General features: G+C 38.2%; 15 protein-coding genes. 4 read left to right on the top strand and 11 right to left on the bottom strand.

The features are described from left to right. Positions 1 to 83: 83 nt before the first annotated feature. The 3 genes from HMPREF9182_RS03015 to HMPREF9182_RS03025 all read right to left on the bottom strand — a co-directional run bounded on the left by HMPREF9182_RS03015 (position 84) and on the right by HMPREF9182_RS03025 (position 2,078). Positions 84 to 857: an HAD hydrolase family protein gene (locus HMPREF9182_RS03015; protein WP_009754242.1), complete on the bottom strand. Its 774-nt coding sequence runs from the start codon at positions 855 to 857 to the stop codon at positions 84 to 86. Continuing rightward, entirely contained in the window at positions 854 to 1,705 is an 852-nt protein-coding gene (locus HMPREF9182_RS03020) for a bifunctional methylenetetrahydrofolate dehydrogenase/methenyltetrahydrofolate cyclohydrolase (protein ID WP_009755026.1), read from the bottom strand. The genes HMPREF9182_RS03015 and HMPREF9182_RS03020 overlap by 4 nt, the downstream gene beginning before the upstream one ends. 142 nt (positions 1,706 to 1,847) lie before the next feature. Then, positions 1,848 to 2,078, bottom strand: coding sequence for a DUF1797 family protein (locus tag HMPREF9182_RS03025; RefSeq protein ID WP_009754621.1), 231 nt, complete (start codon positions 2,076 to 2,078; stop codon positions 1,848 to 1,850). 253 nt (positions 2,079 to 2,331) lie between these two features. Here HMPREF9182_RS03025 and HMPREF9182_RS03030 point away from each other — a divergent pair, with 253 nt between their 5' ends. After that, the gene (locus tag HMPREF9182_RS03030) at positions 2,332 to 4,542 is read left to right on the top strand and encodes an ATP-dependent Clp protease ATP-binding subunit (protein ID WP_009443391.1); all 2,211 of its coding nucleotides are present in this window, start codon (positions 2,332 to 2,334) and stop codon (positions 4,540 to 4,542) included. 84 nt (positions 4,543 to 4,626) lie between these two features. Here HMPREF9182_RS03030 and HMPREF9182_RS03035 read toward each other — a convergent pair whose 3' ends face one another. Continuing rightward, positions 4,627 to 5,232, bottom strand: a complete 606-nt coding sequence (locus HMPREF9182_RS03035) for a GyrI-like domain-containing protein (protein ID WP_009443385.1) — start codon at positions 5,230 to 5,232, stop codon at positions 4,627 to 4,629. A gap of 58 nt (positions 5,233 to 5,290) precedes the next feature. Then, positions 5,291 to 6,181 (bottom strand): helix-turn-helix transcriptional regulator, encoded by an 891-nt coding sequence (locus HMPREF9182_RS03040; protein WP_009754468.1) that lies wholly within the window; start codon positions 6,179 to 6,181, stop codon positions 5,291 to 5,293. Between the two features lie 336 nt (positions 6,182 to 6,517). Between HMPREF9182_RS03040 and HMPREF9182_RS03045 the strand changes: the two genes are divergently transcribed. The 3 genes from HMPREF9182_RS03045 to HMPREF9182_RS03055 all read left to right on the top strand — a co-directional run bounded on the left by HMPREF9182_RS03045 (position 6,518) and on the right by HMPREF9182_RS03055 (position 8,624). Beyond that, positions 6,518 to 7,642, top strand: coding sequence for a PTS sugar transporter subunit IIC (locus HMPREF9182_RS03045; RefSeq protein ID WP_009443211.1), 1,125 nt, complete (start codon positions 6,518 to 6,520; stop codon positions 7,640 to 7,642). Between the two features lie 124 nt (positions 7,643 to 7,766). Further along, complete coding sequence (locus tag HMPREF9182_RS03050; protein ID WP_037602957.1) at positions 7,767 to 8,216, top strand: NUDIX hydrolase; 450 nt, start codon at positions 7,767 to 7,769, stop codon at positions 8,214 to 8,216. A 108-nt stretch (positions 8,217 to 8,324) separates the two neighbouring features. Beyond that, complete coding sequence (locus HMPREF9182_RS03055; protein ID WP_009755088.1) at positions 8,325 to 8,624, top strand: DUF1827 family protein; 300 nt, start codon at positions 8,325 to 8,327, stop codon at positions 8,622 to 8,624. 99 nt (positions 8,625 to 8,723) lie between these two features. On the opposite strand, the gene ileS is transcribed toward HMPREF9182_RS03055, so the two are convergent. The 6 genes from ileS to HMPREF9182_RS03080 all read right to left on the bottom strand — a co-directional run bounded on the left by ileS (position 8,724) and on the right by HMPREF9182_RS03080 (position 14,853). Next, positions 8,724 to 11,516, bottom strand: coding sequence for an isoleucine--tRNA ligase (ileS, locus tag HMPREF9182_RS03060; protein ID WP_009443868.1), 2,793 nt, complete (start codon positions 11,514 to 11,516; stop codon positions 8,724 to 8,726). Positions 11,517 to 11,790: 274 nt separating this feature from the next. Then, complete coding sequence (locus tag HMPREF9182_RS03065) at positions 11,791 to 12,525, bottom strand: DivIVA domain-containing protein (RefSeq protein ID WP_037602629.1); 735 nt, start codon at positions 12,523 to 12,525, stop codon at positions 11,791 to 11,793. A gap of 9 nt (positions 12,526 to 12,534) precedes the next feature. Continuing rightward, the gene (locus tag HMPREF9182_RS03070; RefSeq protein WP_009754995.1) at positions 12,535 to 13,329 is read right to left on the bottom strand and encodes a YlmH family RNA-binding protein; all 795 of its coding nucleotides are present in this window, start codon (positions 13,327 to 13,329) and stop codon (positions 12,535 to 12,537) included. After that, complete coding sequence (locus HMPREF9182_RS09865; RefSeq protein ID WP_083819040.1) at positions 13,326 to 13,592, bottom strand: YggT family protein; 267 nt, start codon at positions 13,590 to 13,592, stop codon at positions 13,326 to 13,328. The genes HMPREF9182_RS03070 and HMPREF9182_RS09865 overlap by 4 nt, the downstream gene beginning before the upstream one ends. A gap of 4 nt (positions 13,593 to 13,596) precedes the next feature. Next, entirely contained in the window at positions 13,597 to 14,172 is a 576-nt protein-coding gene (locus tag HMPREF9182_RS03075; protein ID WP_009754692.1) for a cell division protein SepF, read from the bottom strand. A 9-nt stretch (positions 14,173 to 14,181) separates the two neighbouring features. Continuing rightward, the gene (locus HMPREF9182_RS03080) at positions 14,182 to 14,853 is read right to left on the bottom strand and encodes a YggS family pyridoxal phosphate-dependent enzyme (protein ID WP_009443716.1); all 672 of its coding nucleotides are present in this window, start codon (positions 14,851 to 14,853) and stop codon (positions 14,182 to 14,184) included. Positions 14,854 to 14,855 lie beyond the last annotated feature (2 nt).

The following is a 14,855-nucleotide window of genomic DNA, read 5'->3' on the forward strand; positions in this document are numbered from 1 at the left end:
CCTGCACTTGTCTCAAGATGACCAAACCTATCTTCATTATACACCAAAAGGCACCTAAACAGGTGCCTCGTATCGCAAGAAAGTTATTTTCTTCGGAAATCTGCAAATTTTTGTAAGATTCTTGCTGCGACTGCCTTGGGTAAATTTTCCTGAAAGGCGACCTGCTCATCCGCATAATCGCTCAAGCCTGAAAAATCCCCAACCTGCACAGCATAGAGAGAATTCTTAAAGAGCTGGATATCGTTTTGATCATTACCAAAAGCCACATAATCCGAACCGCATAATTCCTTTACAGTTGAAGCTTTATTGGTTTCAGCCGGATTGATATAAAAACATTTCTCATGCTCATGATAGTCTAGACTCAGATTAGGCAAGTTTGCAAAACGAGCCTGTAAATCGTCTAAGAGCTGCTCATGATTCCCCATGTAAATAACAACCTTAATAGGATGCTGGAGTTCAGTCACTTCCAGCCGTCTTGCCCGCTTAAGAGGATCTACACTGGCAATAAAAGGGATTTTTTCTAAAATCTGGCCGCTGTAGTCAAAAGTATTATCGACGAAAAAAGGCAAATTATAGGTCAAACAAGTATCTAGAATGGCTTGATAACTTGACTGATGCAGCTGACGTTCAAACATCAGCTGTCCCTTCTGATAAGCTACTCCGCCGTTCAGGCCAATCACTATTTGCTGGCTCAATTCCGGACCTAATAGTCCCAGACAATCGCGATAGGAGCGCGCCGAAGCAAATAGAACTTCATGCCCAAACTGAGGAGCCGTCAGCAGAACCTGCTTAATCTCCTCATCAATCGTCATATAATCAAAGGACAAGGTCCCATCCAAATCAAAGACAAATTTCATGATTCAAGACTCCGTTTAAAGGCTTGGTAGGTCTGCTCCATCAGCATGGTAATAGTCATAGGCCCAACGCCTCCAGGTACTGGGGTAATCAGGCTGGCAATTTCAGCCACTTCATCAAACTTAACATCGCCAATCAGCTTGCCATTTTCATCTCGGTTCATACCGACATCAATGACAACAGCCCCTTCCTTGACAAAGTCCTTGGTAACAAAATGTCCACGTCCGATAGCCACTATTAAAATATCAGCTTGCTTGGCAATCTCCGCTAAATGATGCGTCCTCGAATGTGTCAGTGTTACCGTAGCATTTTTAGCTAAAAGCAACTGAGCCATGGGTTTACCAACTATATTGCTCCGCCCGATAACAACTGCTCGCTTACTTTCAAGCTCTACATTATACTCCCGAAGCATCTCCATAATCCCAGCTGGAGTACACGGAATCATAACAGGATGGCCACTCCATAATCGTCCCATATTCGTCGGATGAAATCCGTCCACATCTTTTTCCGGATCAATCGCTAAAAGTACAGCCTCCTCATCAATATGAGCTGGTAGAGGGAGCTGTACTAAAATACCATTCCAAGCAGGGTCTTGGTTATAGCGACCAATCAAAAAAAGCAACTCCTCTTGCGTGATAGAGTCCGACACTCTTATAACTTCACTCCTAAATCCTGCAGCAATAGCTGAACGCTCTTTATTTCTGACATATACTTGACTTGCAGGATTTTCTCCAACTAAAATTACAACTAAGCCTGGGGTTTGACCACTTTTTTCTTTTAGTTTAGCTGTTTTTTCAGCCAACTCTGCCTGCATTTTCTGAGCTAAGGCTTTCCCATCAATAATTGCCATCTTCTCTCCCTCTTCTCTTCATTACTATTTTTATTATAACAAAAAACCAGTCAAACCGTCTTATATCTTTTCTTTATACCTTACCATAGCTTTCCATTAGCAGATGAACAATTACAAAATAAAAAGCACTAGAGCGTGCTTCTTAATACAATAATTCATAGATTTCCATCGCAATTAAATCGATACTATCAAATGTGAACGTCTCACGAGCTGCAACATCACGAAGAGTGAAAATAGATCCGTTTTCTTCATCATAGCTATATGCGACTTCAGCAACCACAACACCATCACGTTCAAAGTTTCGTTTCAAACTACCGCCATCGCTGGCCATACTTTCTAAACGATTAATAATTCTTACTAAATGTGATTCCATTTTTAGTTCTCCTATTTACTTTATCGTTACTATTTTACCATAAATAGAAAGTGAACACCTAATAAAAGTTAAATTTTTTGTGATTTTTTAACAAAAACCTATTTGAAAGAGGGCACATTTTTAAAATTTAAAAGCTCATTTTAATACTTTCTTCTTGCATTGCTAGAGAATATTGTTATAATGAAATTATGAATTTGACTATTTTTGACCAAATGATTTTCACTTTATAAATTACAAAGAAAGAGGTAAAAATATGCTCTGCCAAAATTGTAAAATAAACGATTCAACCATTCATCTCTATACAAATGTAAATGGAAAAAAACAGCAAGTTGATCTTTGCCAAAACTGTTACCAAATCATGAAAACCGATCCAAATAATGCTCTCTTTAACGGATTGACAAATATGGCAAAAAATCAAATCGATCCATTTGAAGACTTTTTTGGAAATTTGAGTAATTTCCAACATTCACAAGATCCAACTCCTCCCACACAATCAGGTGGCAACTATGGTGGCGGTGGATATGGACACGGCTCTAATAACCAGCGTCCTCAGTCCGCAACTAAGCCCAAAGGCTTGTTAGAAGAATTTGGTATCAATGTCACAGAAATTGCTCGGCGTGGAGACATTGACCCTGTCATTGGTCGAGACGATGAGATTCGTCGTGTCATAGAAATCCTCAATCGCCGTACTAAAAATAATCCCGTTCTGATTGGGGAGCCCGGAGTCGGAAAAACCGCTGTTGTTGAAGGACTAGCACAAAAAATTGTGGATAACGATGTCCCGCAAAAATTACAAGGAAAAGAAGTCATTCGCTTAGATGTTGTCAGCCTTGTTCAAGGTACTGGTATTCGAGGACAATTTGAAGAACGCATGCAAAAACTAATGGATGAAATTCGCGACCGTGATGACATTATTCTATTTATCGATGAAATCCATGAAATTGTGGGTGCAGGCTCTGCAGGTGATGGCAATATGGATGCTGGAAATATCCTCAAACCCGCTCTAGCTCGTGGTGAACTTCAACTAGTCGGAGCTACCACTCTCAATGAATACCGAATTATTGAAAAAGATGCTGCCTTAGAGCGTCGGATGCAACCAGTTAAAGTGGAAGAGCCTTCCGTTGAAGAAACTATCACGATTCTCAAAGGGATTCAAAAAAAGTATGAGGACTATCACCATGTCCGTTATACGGATGAAGCCATTGAAGCAGCAGCGATCTTATCAAATCGTTATATCCAAGATCGCTTTCTTCCCGACAAAGCCATTGATCTTCTAGATGAATCTGGTTCTAAAATGAACTTGACTCTTAACTTTGTTGATCCGAAAGAAATTGACAAACGCTTGATTGAGGCTGAAAATCTTAAAACTCAAGCCACTCGCGATGAAGATTACGAAAAAGCGGCCTATTTCCGAGATCAAATTGCAAAATATAAGAAAATGCAACATGCTAAAGTAGATGATCAAGACACTCCTATCATCAGCGAAAAAGAAATCGAAGCGATCGTGGAGCAAAAAACAAATATCCCTGTTGGCGATTTAAAAGAAAAAGAACAGTCACAACTTATTCATCTATCTAGCGATCTGAAAGCCCATGTTATTGGCCAAGATGAAGCCGTTGACAAGATTGCCAAAGCCATCCGCAGGAATCGTGTTGGACTTGGATCACCAAATCGTCCCATCGGAAGCTTTCTTTTTGTCGGACCAACTGGTGTCGGAAAAACAGAGCTCTCTAAACAACTAGCCATCGAACTCTTTGGATCCGCTGATAGTATGATTCGCTTCGATATGAGCGAATACATGGAAAAACACAGTGTCGCCAAGTTAGTCGGTGCACCTCCGGGCTACGTTGGATACGATGAAGCAGGACAACTCACTGAACGCGTTCGTCGCAATCCATACTCACTCATCTTATTAGATGAGGTCGAAAAAGCCCATCCTGATGTCATGCACATGTTTCTTCAAGTGCTAGATGACGGCCGTCTAACCGATGGACAAGGCCGAACAGTCAGCTTCAAAGATACCATTATCATTATGACTTCAAATGCAGGAACCGGTAAAGTAGAAGCTAGCGTTGGCTTTGGAGCTACACGTGAAGGTCGAACGAACTCTGTCCTAGGAGAACTAGGGAATTTCTTCAGCCCAGAATTTATGAACCGTTTTGACGGCATCATTGAATTTAAAGCTCTAAGTAAAGAAAACTTATTACAAATCGTTGATTTGATGCTAGAAGATGTCAATAATCGACTCGCGACTAATGACATCCACCTTGACGTAACAGATAAAGTCAAAGAAAAACTAGTCGATTTAGGCTATGATCCGAAAATGGGCGCTCGTCCACTACGTCGCACCATTCAAGACCATATCGAAGATGCTATCACCGATTACTATCTAGAGAATCCAACAGAAAAAGATCTCAAAGCTGTCATGACCAGCAATGGTAAAATCATCATAAAAAGTAAGTAAAATGATTTTCTGACGCTATCATGGGCTAAATACAACAGATTCTAAAAAGAACTCCAGTCTATATTTTAGTCTGGAGTTTTTCTATTATTCTATCGGATAACGAAGGATTGTTTTTAATTTATCTGGTGCTGTTCGATTGAAATTATTCAGGTAAATCTCTTTATGACAAATAGACTTTCGCTTCAAATCATGTTTTCTACAAAAATCATCCATCTCGGCAAATGATTGCGGTTCATCATCAAAGGGACCAACATGAAGCATTGATACACTTCTTTCTTTTGCTACTGTCTCAAACCGAATATCATCATAATATGGACTGGGCTTTTTAAGCTTGACATTTTCCAAGGCTTCCATCACCATTTCTTTTGTAATAAAATTGGGCTGCGCAATCATAATAGTGTAGATGAGGTCATCTTTTATTAAATTTCCTTGTACTTTCTGTTGCCAAATACCTTCTAGAGGATAAACAACAAAGTCATTTATTTCCCGCTCTGAAAAAGCTTTTTTATAGTACATTTTAATTGCATAAGCTAATGTATACAGTGCAGAAACTTGATCAGTGAACATCGCTTTGTTGGGATCGCCCTCTCCATCTATCATGATAAACGACTGTGCTGGTATATCCACAATTATGGGTCTATCTTTTACTCCATAAATTGTTTTCTCCATTTTTCTCCACTCGTATTTCATTTTTATCTCCTTTCATTTTTCTATCTAAAGTCTAACAAATAAAACATGACATCTTCTGTCATGTTTTATATTTTTTTAAAATATCGTTCAGCTTTGTTTGGAATTCCTTCCGAATCTCTATCGGTTCTAAAACTTCCACCCCATCAAGAAATGATAAAAGGTACGAATATAGACTGATGTGTTTAGGCAAATCAACTTCCACCAATAGACTTCCTTCTTTATCTTCCGTAATCAACCCTGTAAATTCTTCGTAAACTCGAAACGCTTGACTTTTATCAAATTTTAATCTGAGCTTTACCAACTCTTCTTTAAGATCATTTGCTTCTATAGGTTTACTGACTACTTTTTGATCAAATCTTTCATCCAATAACTCACACTGACTCATACGACTCAATTTAAAAAGACGAAAATCTTGCCTTTCTATACAAAAACCATAAATATACCAATCTTGATTTTTAAAAATTAATTGCAATGGTTCCAAATTCCGTATTGCTTCGCATTGTTGACTTCTATAGATAAACCGAACTACTTGTTTTTGAAAAATACCTCGTTTCAGTATTTCAAAAAGATTTTCTTGATATTTTGTCCCCCTCCAATCTGAAAAGTCAATTCGAATCCAATCCTCAGCCTTTATTTGAAAGAGTGCTCGTAGTTTTTCAGCTACTTGACCATTACCTTTTAAAGCGTCTAGGCCTTGAATAGCTAACATTAACTCTTCTTTTTCATCAGTCGATAGTAAACCTTTATCCAAGATAAAGGAATCTAACAAAAAAATGCCCCCTCCCTTTCCTGGATTACAATAAACTGGAATCCCTGCACCACTCATCCACTCTATATCACGATAAATTGTGCGAATCGAAACATTCAGCTTTTTTGCAAGTTCTGGTGCCGTCGCTTTTCTTTTTTCAACCAAATAATACAATATGTCAAATAAACGCTTTGTAGCCATTATCTCACTTCCTTTTCTCATATTGTAACATACTTTTTGGGAAAGAACCTAGCGCTCAAATAACTCTTCTTAGCCTTATTTTCAAAATTATCAGAAAATTTCTATTTTTCTATTGATTTTTTCTAAGAAGATGTTATAATAGACAGCAAGAAAAATAAAAAGGAGCTACGTTATGTTGATTATTACTATTATTGTCGTCATCATTATATCTAATCATCTAACAAGGCGTAGCCAGTATTCTCAGATTGGGTAAAATGTACCCATTTTCTCTGAACTTCGCCTTATTCTCTTTGGAATAAGGCGATTTTTATTTTTCAAATATAAAAGGAGTTGTCTATGACAAAAGAAAATACACATTCATCACTCACCCCAAAAACTTTTTTACATAAAGTTCTAAACGGAACAGCTATTGGTGTTATCGTAGCCTTGCTACCTAACTGTATCTTTGCCATTCTCTTCTCTTTGGAATTTTTTAAAAATAATGCTTTCTTTGCTACTTGGAATGTTGCAAATGTCCTCTTCCAATGTACATTACCTGCAGTCATCGGTACACTAATTGCCTTAGAGTTTAATTTCAAAGGTATGAAGGCAGCTCTACTAACTGCTATCGCATTTGTCAGCTCTGGTGTTTCTAGCAAACTCGTCGGCGCAACTGCCTTACTAGCGCATTTACAAAATCAAAAGGCTCCTGCAGAGATCACTGCAACAGCAACAAAAATGGTTGCTGGCTTCTATACAAATGGAACTGGCGATATTATAAACGTTATGTTAGTATGTGCACTTAGCGTTTTAGTCTTGCTCTGGTTAGAAGGTAAATTTGAATCATTTAGCTTTGTATTGCTTCCAATCGTAGGATCACTTCTTGCGACTGCTGGTCTCTTTACACTGCCTTATGTAAAAATGATTTCAACTTTAATCGGTCAAGGAATTGTTCATTTCACTGAATTGCAACCTTACCTAATGAGTGTCTTGATCTGTGTAACTTTTGGTGTTCTGATTGTCGCTCCAATCTCTACAGTAGCCATCGGACTAGCCATTGGACTAAATGGACTATCTGCTGGGGCTTCTGCCATGGGAGTTGGTACAACCTGTATTGTACTTGTTGTACACTCATTCTTTGTAAACAAGCCAGGTGTCACAGTTGCAGTTGCATTAGGTTCTATGAAAATGATGATGACCAATGTCTTTGAACATCCTATATCCTATGTCCCAATTATTGCGAGCTCTGCTGCTACTGGGCTTCTCGTCCCACTCTTTACTATAACCGGTACACCAGCATCAGCAGGTTTTGGACTAGTTGGCTTAACAGGATTATTTGCATCTGTGTCTGGTGGACTCTCAATTGGACTTGCTGTACTTGCATGGCTAGTTATTCCCACAGTCGTTGCCATTCTCTTCCGCTTACTCTTTGAAAAAGTTCTAAAGCTTTACACAGCTGATATTTTCAAATTTGAATCATAAACTACTATAAAGAGGCTGGGGAGCACCCGCCTCTTCTATTTTACAGCTCATATATTATATAGAAATTCTTGACATAAAAAGCATTCTGCTTTATGATAAAAGTAATAGAATGGAAGGGGAACAGATGACAGTAGCAACATTTGGAAACAAAGTAGAAGGCGTTGAGTATAACAATCGCTATGGTGTATATGCCATCATTTCTGATGAAACCAACAGTCAAATCATTCTCGTTCAAGCTCCTAATGGAGCTTGGTTTTTACCGGGCGGAGAAATTGAAAAAGGCGAAGATCATTTATCGGCTTTGAAACGAGAGTTAATAGAAGAATTAGGGTTTACTGCGCAAATTGGACAATATTATGGTCAGGCAGATGAATATTTTTATTCTAGTCACAGGGATAAATATTTTTATAACCCGGCCTATCTCTATGAAATTGTCTCTTTCGAGAAAAAACAAGACCCCCTTGAAGATTTCAATCATATCGCCTGGTTCCCTATTGATGAAGCTATTTTAAAACTCAAACGAGGGAGCCATAAATGGGGAGTTGAAATGTGGAAAAAACAACATCATAAATGATAAATTATAATAGTCCATCTTATTTTTTACGTTCATTTCATTAGAAATTTAACAAATTATCTGATAAGTGTTATAATAATAAGTAGTCATCATACAGGAGGAGATCTTATGAAGCTTATTAATACGACTAACAGCCATGCCGCACTTGTCCAAAGTCAGCTTGAAAGTACTGATGCCACACTAGTGGAGACCTATTCAGCTGGTAACACAGATGTTGTATTCACACAAGCGCCAACACATTATGAAATTTTGATTGCCAACATGCATCGAGCAGTTCGCGAGCAAGAAATTGAAAAAATTCGTGAGTTCTTCCTTAAAAGAAAAGTGGATCCGAAGATTATAAATACTTCCGCTATTCAAACAATCTACGCAGACAAACTAATTGAAATTTCAATTCCAATTAAATAAGTGAATACAAGAAATCGAAGAAGATGAAATGTGTTCTTTTCATATAAAAAATGGCTCGCCACTATAAGGCAGAGCCATTTTTATTTTTTAATTCACTAATTACTTTGTTTCAAATCCTTCTGCAACTGCTTGAGCAAAATTTTCTTCTAAAATTTCTGCACAGTGGTCACAGATTAGAGCATGATAGCTACGTTCCGCTGTAGTGGGATCGATACGGCGGCAACGGTCGCAAACCTCACCACTTGCACGCTCTACAGTAAATGCGACATCTTCAAAGCTAACTGCAGTATCTGGAGCAGATCCTTCTGCGATTGTCAATTTAGATACGATCAAGAGCTGGGCTACATCGCTGTTTACTGCTTCAAGCAAAGTTTTAACTACTTCATTTGGATAAACAGTCAAGTGTGCTTCTAGAGATTTACCAATAACTTTTTCGTTACGAGCTTCCTCCAAGGCTTTTTGAGCTTGGCCTCGGAAGTCCATGAATGCTGACCAAGTATCCAAGATTTCTTGCTGATTTAAGAAAGTCTGAGCTTCTGGCAATTCAGACAATTGAACGAAGTCTTCAGCTTCAAACTCAAGATATGACCAGATTTCCTCTGCAGTATGCGGTAGAATTGGTGTCAATAACTTAGTAATCTTGACCAAAATATCATAGAAAACGGTCTGCATTTGGCGGCGTTCTAAAGATTTAGCGCCTTCAATATAGACAACATCTTTCGCAAAGTCAAGGTAAAAGGCTGACAAATCAACATTGATAAAGTTCACTAAAGCCTTGTAGATTGTCAGGAATTCAAAATCCGCATAAGCATCACGAATCGTTTTCACAAGCTGATTAAAGCGAATCGTCATATACTTATCGACAGAACGAAGTTCATCGTAAGCTACAGTATCTTCAGCTGGGTTAAAGTCAGAAGTGTTCGCCAACAAGAAACGAAGTGTATTACGAATCTTGCGGTAAGTCTCAGAAACTTGACTCAAGATATCCATAGAGATACGAACATCATTACTTGAATCAACACTAGTGACCCAAAGACGAAGAATTTCCGCACCAAATTGTTTTTCAACATCACTTGGAGCAATAGTATTGCCAAGAGATTTAGACATCTTTTCACCTTTACCATCAAGGGCAAAACCTTGAGACAAGATTTGTTTGTATGGTGCTTTGCCATGATTCGCAACAGAAGTGATGAGTGATGAGTTAAACCAACCACGGTATTGATCTGAACCTTCAAGGTAGAGATCTGCTGGGTAGGTCAACTCTGGACGATTAACCACTACACCATTCCATGATGAACCTGAGTCAAACCAAACGTCCATGATATCTGTTTCCTTCTTGAATTCACCATTTGGTGAACCTGGATGAGTAAACCCTTCTGGTAAAAGATCCTTTGCATCGCGTTCCCACCAAACAATCGAGCCATGTTTTTCAAAGAGCTGCGCTACGTGTTCGATGGTTTCAGCCGTCATGATTGGTGTTCCATCTTCAGCATAAAAAATTGGAAGAGGAACTCCCCAAGCACGTTGCCGAGAGATAACCCAGTCACCACGATCACGTATCATGTTATAAAGGCGTACTTTACCCCATTCTGAGTGGAATTTAACTTTTTCAATCTCATCCAAAATCTCTTGACGGAATTTAGAAACAGAAGCAAACCACTGTGGAACTGCCCGCCAGATAATTGGTTTCTTGGTTCGCCAGTCAAATGGATATGAGTGAGAGATTTCTTCCTGAGCAAGGAGTAAGTTACCAAGTTTTTCAATAACCGTTGGCACAACTTTGTCGTAGAATTGCCCTTCAAAATCAGGACCTGCATTCTCCATCATGATACCACGTTCATTGACTGTGACAAATACTTCCAAGCCATTTGCAACACCGACATTATAGTCATCCTCACCAAAGCCTGGCGCTGTATGGACAATACCAGTACCTGAGTCAGTCGTAACGTGGTCACCAAGGATAACCAATTCATCAACAGTCGTATCCCATGGGTGAGCTGTTACGATATGATTCAATTCTGCACCACGGTGAGTTGCCAGAACCTGAACATCAGTCCAGCCAAATTTTTCGGATAAGCTGTTCAACAATTCTGAAGCGACCACAAACTTACGTTTCTCACCTGCTGGTTGTACTACAACGTAGTCAATATCCGCACCAACTGTTAAACCACGAGAGGCAGTAATCGTAAATGGTGTTGTTGTCCAGACAGTAATGTAGGTATCTGTATCTAAAACACCTTTTCCATCTTTAACTCGGTTAGCATAGTACAAAGAAGTAGAAAGTAAGTCATGGTATTCAATCTCCGCTTCTGCCAAAGCAGATTCAGAAGACCAAGACCAGTAAACAGGCTTAGCACCACGGTAAATATAGCCTTTTTTAGCCATTTCACCAAAAACTCGAATCTGAGCCGCTTCATAATCAGGAGTCAAGGTTACATACGGATTATCCCAGTCACCAGAAACGCCCAAACGCTTGAAATCATCACGTTGTTTATCAACTTGAGAAAGAGCATACTCACGGCAAAGTTTCAAGTACTCTACTAAATCCATTTCTTTACGCTTAACATCTTGTTTTGCCAAGACTTGCTCAATTGGCAATCCATGTGTATCCCAGCCGGGGATATATGGTGCATAGTAGCCAGACATAGATTTAGAGCGAACTATGATATCTTTTGAAATCTTATTCATAGCATGGCCAACGTGAATGTTTCCATTTGCATAGGGAGGTCCATCATGTAGGATAAAATGAGGCTTGCCCTCATTCAACTCCTGACGGAGTTGATAAAGTTTAGCATCGTCCCATTCTTTTTGCCAGACTGGCTCTTTTGTTGGCAAGCCAGCACGCATAGGGAAATCCGTTTTCCCAAGGTTGAGTGTTTCTTTTAATTTCATAACATAGCCTTTCCAAATTTAATGAATGTAACTAAATAAAAAGACCACAAATTTTCAAAAAGGACGAAAATTCGCGGTACCACCTTTGTTTAGATAAAAATAAAATTAACTATTTTTATCCCTCTTGTTCCGTAACGTGGAAAAGACGTCATATCCTACTGTATTCAGATATAATTTTGTAAAATGATAAGTTAGACAACAGTGATTGCAAGTCTTTCACCCTCACCTGCTCGCTGTAAATGTATTGTACAACTTGTGTTTTTACATTTGGTTTTTATAAAATTTCAATGTCTTCAGAAGAATTTTTTTCTTCAGATACGACTTCCACCACTTTTGTATCAGATAAGTCCGCATTTGATTCTGCAATCCGTTGTTGTAAATCAGCCATTTCTTCTGGAGAAAACTGACGAGTCACTTCCGATTCATCATCAGTAACTGGCATCACGGTTTCACCAAGGGCTTCCTGAACAACTTCCTTGAAAGCATCATCACTTGTTTGGAGATAAGTAGCTGTCGGACGAAGAATTTCTTCCCATTCAGAAGAATCAACAATACTTAATTGACTTTCAATTGTTGATTTAAGGCGTTGATGGAATAAACGAGCCTTATTTTTCAATTCCTCTGTTTCAATCGCTACTTTTTTAGCATTGTCAGTTGATTGGCGCAAAATATCGTTTGCCTTAAATTTTGCATGGTCTAACAAATGCTGCGCTTCTTGTTCAGCTTGACGCAAAACATTATCCGACTTTTCTTGTGCAGCTTGTTTTAGCTTTTCAGCTGTATCTTGCGCAATTAAAACAGATTGACTAAGTGAGTCTTTCATCTCATCAAAATAAGTCAGACGTTCTTCTAAATTTTTAATGCGAGCTTCTTTATTATGATTATCACGCACCAAAGCTTCATAATCACGCACAATAATGTCAAGAAATTCATCTACTTCTTCAACATCGTAACCTCTAAATTTTGTATTGAAAGATTTATCTTTAATTTCTAATGATGTAAGAGCCATATTTTTTCCTCATTTACTAGATTGTATTTCAACTGTTAACTTATGCTTCCCACTTTTTGAGAAGCCATTTTCTTTCATTACCTTAAATCTTCCATATCTCCTCACACTGACCAAATCTTCTAACCCAATCACCAAACTAGGGTTATCAATAATAGCGTAGTTGACCTTCACTTGTTTACTAAAAATCAGCTGTGAAGCAATGTTTCGAGATAGTTTAAAAGTACTAGCTACCAACTTATCCAATCTCATACTGGATACCAAGATATCCTTAGAATCAGAAGACTCATGTGTATGCAATATTTCACTTAAAGAAATTTCTTTTAGCGTGACTGGTACTTTAGCAATTTTTGTAATATTGTCAATAAAAAACTGGGTAAATCTTTTATCAACTAAAACCTGTGCTCTAGTTTCTTCTACTAGAATGTCACCAAATGTTCGACGATCTAAACCCAAGCGATTCATCAGCGTTCCAAAGATTTGAGCATGTGTAAGCTGATGAAACTTACTAGGATAATTCACCTCAAGTAAGCACAATTCAAAATCTTCTAATTCAAGCTCATAATATGCCGGAGCCAGTATTACTTTTGCCCATTCGCTGGGAAAAAAACGACTGCTGACAAAAATTTGTAATTGATATTTATTCGCTAAATTTTCAAGAATACTAGCTTGGTGGGGGTTAACAAAGGATGTCACCACTCTACTATACGTATCTTCTACTCGCTGAATCAATTCCAAACTTTTATCCAGAAAAGTATGATCTTCTGCCGTAAAATGTTGATAGAGATCTTTATATTCGTTTATCATATGAAAAATAATGAAACAAGCAAGCGAACAAGCAAATCACTACCAAAGTGTATAAGAAGCAATGCTACATACACCGTCCAGTCTAAACCTGCGAATTGAAGTGGTAGTCGACGAAAAGGTTTCAAAATAGATTCTGCAATTCTAAGAACTAATCGACCTAGCGAAGTTTGATAAGCACCAGGGAACCAAGACATTAAAGCGTAGACGACGAGAATTAAAGAGAGAACTCTCGCTAACAATAAAATAAAACTTACAAATACCATCTCTTTATCTACGTTTCATATCAAAATCAAAATCACTATGTACACCCTCAGGTAGCTTAATGTCTTCAATATTGACTACTACATTGACTGGTGTCAAGAGATACATGGTTCCTGAAACTTTTCTAAGATTTCCCATCAAAACTTGCTTCGCTCCGTCTAAATAATCGATACAACGACGAGCTTGCACCTCGGTCATATATTGAAAATCAATTAATACACTCTCATTTGCAAGCAAGAGGTTAACTATCGTAGGTGCATCTTCATATTTTTTGGGATAACGAACATCAATTGTTACCTTATCAGAAGTCACAACTGTATGGTTTTGTGCTAATTCTTGTTGGCGAGCATGCAGACGAGTAATGTTCTCGTTATGCAATGGAGTAGTGCTTGATTGAGACGTCGAGCTAGCTACCATGCGCGATTGGGGTTGTTTCACTTCCCGAACAGGCTCTTGGTATGCTGGTCTTTGAGTTGGAGTTTTGACGGCTTGTGGTTGCGCCTGAGGTTGTGCAACCTGCGTTTCATCTCCATCTTCTGTAAAATATTCTATAAATTTATCGAATCTATCTTTTAATGACATGGTTCTTTCCTATTTAAAAAATGATGACCCTATCCTAACGAAAGTTGAGCCATGTTGAATTGCTAATGCATAATCCTGACTCATACCCATACTTATATCAGAAAAGGGCATATTGGCAATTTGTTTACTTTGTAGCTTTTGTTGAAGATTATGAGTGGTTTGAAAGATATTCTTTAGTTCATCTTCAGAGGCATCTATTGGCGCCATCGTCATAATTCCTACAATCTGAATACGCTCCAGATTCTCTAGAGATTTCAGTGTAGCTTCTACTTCTTCGATAGCAAAGCCGTGCTTACTTTCTTCACCAGAAACATTGACCTGTAAAAAGCATTTAACAATATGAGTCGCGCGCTTATTGATTTCTTCAGCCAATTTGACTGAATCTAGAGCATGAAAATAATCAACATAGTTAATAATATCTTTTACTTTTCTACGTTGAAGTGTTCCAATTAAGTGCCAAGTCAAGCCTTCATCTTTCAGCTCCTGATATTTTTCCAAAAATTTATCCACTCGATTTTCTCCAATGTGGCTAATCCCTGTTTTTATCAGCTCTTTAGTAGTAGAGCTGTCAACATATTTGGTGACAGCTACGATACTTACGGAGTTTTCTGGACGATTTGCTGTTCGAATAGCATTCTCTACCGCAGCAAAGACTTGATCCTTATTCTTTTGCAAATCCATTC

Origin of the sequence: Streptococcus sp. oral taxon 056 str. F0418, from assembly GCF_000220065.1 — a bacterium.
GTDB lineage: Bacteria > Bacillota > Bacilli > Lactobacillales > Streptococcaceae > Streptococcus.